Origin of the sequence: Nostocoides australiense Ben110 (genome assembly GCF_001050535.1) — a bacterium.
In the GTDB taxonomy this organism is placed as follows: domain Bacteria; phylum Actinomycetota; class Actinomycetes; order Actinomycetales; family Dermatophilaceae; genus Nostocoides_A; species Nostocoides_A australiense.
Genome location: NZ_HG764815.1, coordinates 3,593,951 through 3,595,482, shown reverse-complemented (window position 1 = coordinate 3,595,482; position 1,532 = coordinate 3,593,951). Strand labels below are relative to the sequence as shown.

The 1,532-nt window shown below is 71.3% G+C and carries 2 protein-coding genes; both read left to right on the top strand.

Annotated elements, in window-relative coordinates:
- The first annotated feature begins 320 nt into the window (after positions 1 to 320).
- Positions 321 to 1,169 carry a lysophospholipid acyltransferase family protein gene (locus tag BN11_RS17565; protein ID WP_083433853.1) on the top strand — a complete coding sequence of 283 codons (849 nt, stop codon included), beginning with the start codon at positions 321 to 323 and terminating at the stop codon, positions 1,167 to 1,169.
- Positions 1,170 to 1,172: 3 nt separating this feature from the next.
- On the top strand, positions 1,173 to 1,532 hold a 360-nt coding region (locus BN11_RS24240), incomplete at its 3' end, for a DUF5931 domain-containing protein (RefSeq protein WP_048699604.1).

The following is a 1,532-nucleotide window of genomic DNA, read 5'->3' as shown; positions in this document are numbered from 1 at the left end:
GCGGGCGGCGGCAGACCCGCCGTCGGGTCGCCGGCGCCCGGGAGGTCGTCGAGGTCGCGCACGGTGAGCGCGTCGCCTGCGGTGCTCGGCTGCTCGGCACGCAGTTGGGCCACGATTTCCTCGAACCGCGCGTCGAGGTCGTCCTCGGGCGGCAGCGGATCGGGCTCGGGCACGCCTTATCCTCGCACGGCATACGACTCGCGGGCCATGGCCGCCGGCTCGCTGATGACATGTCCGACGCGCGGTCGCGAACAGCGAGGAGTCCTCGCGTCAGGGGCTGGGTGCCGTAGAGTCGACCCACCGAAGGAAAGGCGACCAGCGTGCTGTATTGGCTCCTCAAGCACATCCTCGTGGGGCCGATCCTGCGGGTCCTCTTCCGACCCGACGTCCAGGGTCTGGAGAACATTCCTGCCGAGGGTCCGGCCATCCTGGCCAGCAATCACCTCTCGTTCAGCGACTCCTTCTTCCTCCCGCTGGTCGCGCCGCGGCGCATCACGTTCCTCGCCAAGTCCGACTACTTCACCGGCCGCGGACTCAAGGGCCGGCTGACCGCCGCCTTCTTCCGGGGCGTCGGGCAGGTGCCCATCGACCGCTCCGGAGGCAACGCGAGCAACGCCGCACTCACCAGCGGCCTGCGAATCCTGCACGCCGGCGACCTGCTCGGCATCTACCCCGAGGGCACCCGCAGCCCCGACGGGCGCCTCTATCGCGGCCGCACCGGCGTCGCGCGCATGGCGCTCGAAGGCAAGGTGCCGGTCATCCCCGTCGCGATGATCGACACCGACAAGGCGCAGCCGACTGGGCAGGTCGTCCCCAAGATCCATCGCATCGGCGTGAAGATCGGTGCGCCGCTTGACTTTTCGCGCTACGAGGGCATGGAGGAGGACCGCTTCGTCCTGCGCTCGATCACCGACGAGATCATGTACGCGCTGATGGAGTTGTCCGGCCAGGAGTATGTCGACGTCTACGCCTCGGCGCAGAAGAAGCGACTCCTTGCCGCGGCGCGCGACCGGGCCAAGGACCTCGAGTCGCGGCTGCCGCATCGTCACGCAGCTGCCGACGAGCCGGCCCTGGGTGTCGTCGAGGGCAGGGGGGTCGCGGACGCGCCGGATGACAATGCCGGTGACGTCGAGCCGCCCTCGGGCACGGCCCTGCCCCGCGCGAGCTGACCGATGGCCCTGGGCCGCATCCGCAACACCGGTGATCCCGGCGTTGTCGGTGCCTTCACCCGCGGCCTGGCGCTGTTCCGGCCCCTGGCCCTGGCGTATGCCGCGCTGCTGGCCTATCTCCGCCGCGACGAGATGACCCGTCCCGGCGTCGCGGTCGCGGTGTTCGCCGTGCTCGGCCTCTGGTCGCTCGTGGCCGCCTGGCGTCACCGGGTCGCCTGGCAGACAGCCGCCATCGACCTCGTGCTCGCCGTGGCCGGCATCGCGGCCACCAGCCTGGCCTATCCCCGGGCCACCGTGGCGGCGGGCGCGCTGACGCTGCCCAGCATCTGGTCGAGCGCCGGCGTCGTCGCCGCCGCTGTCCGC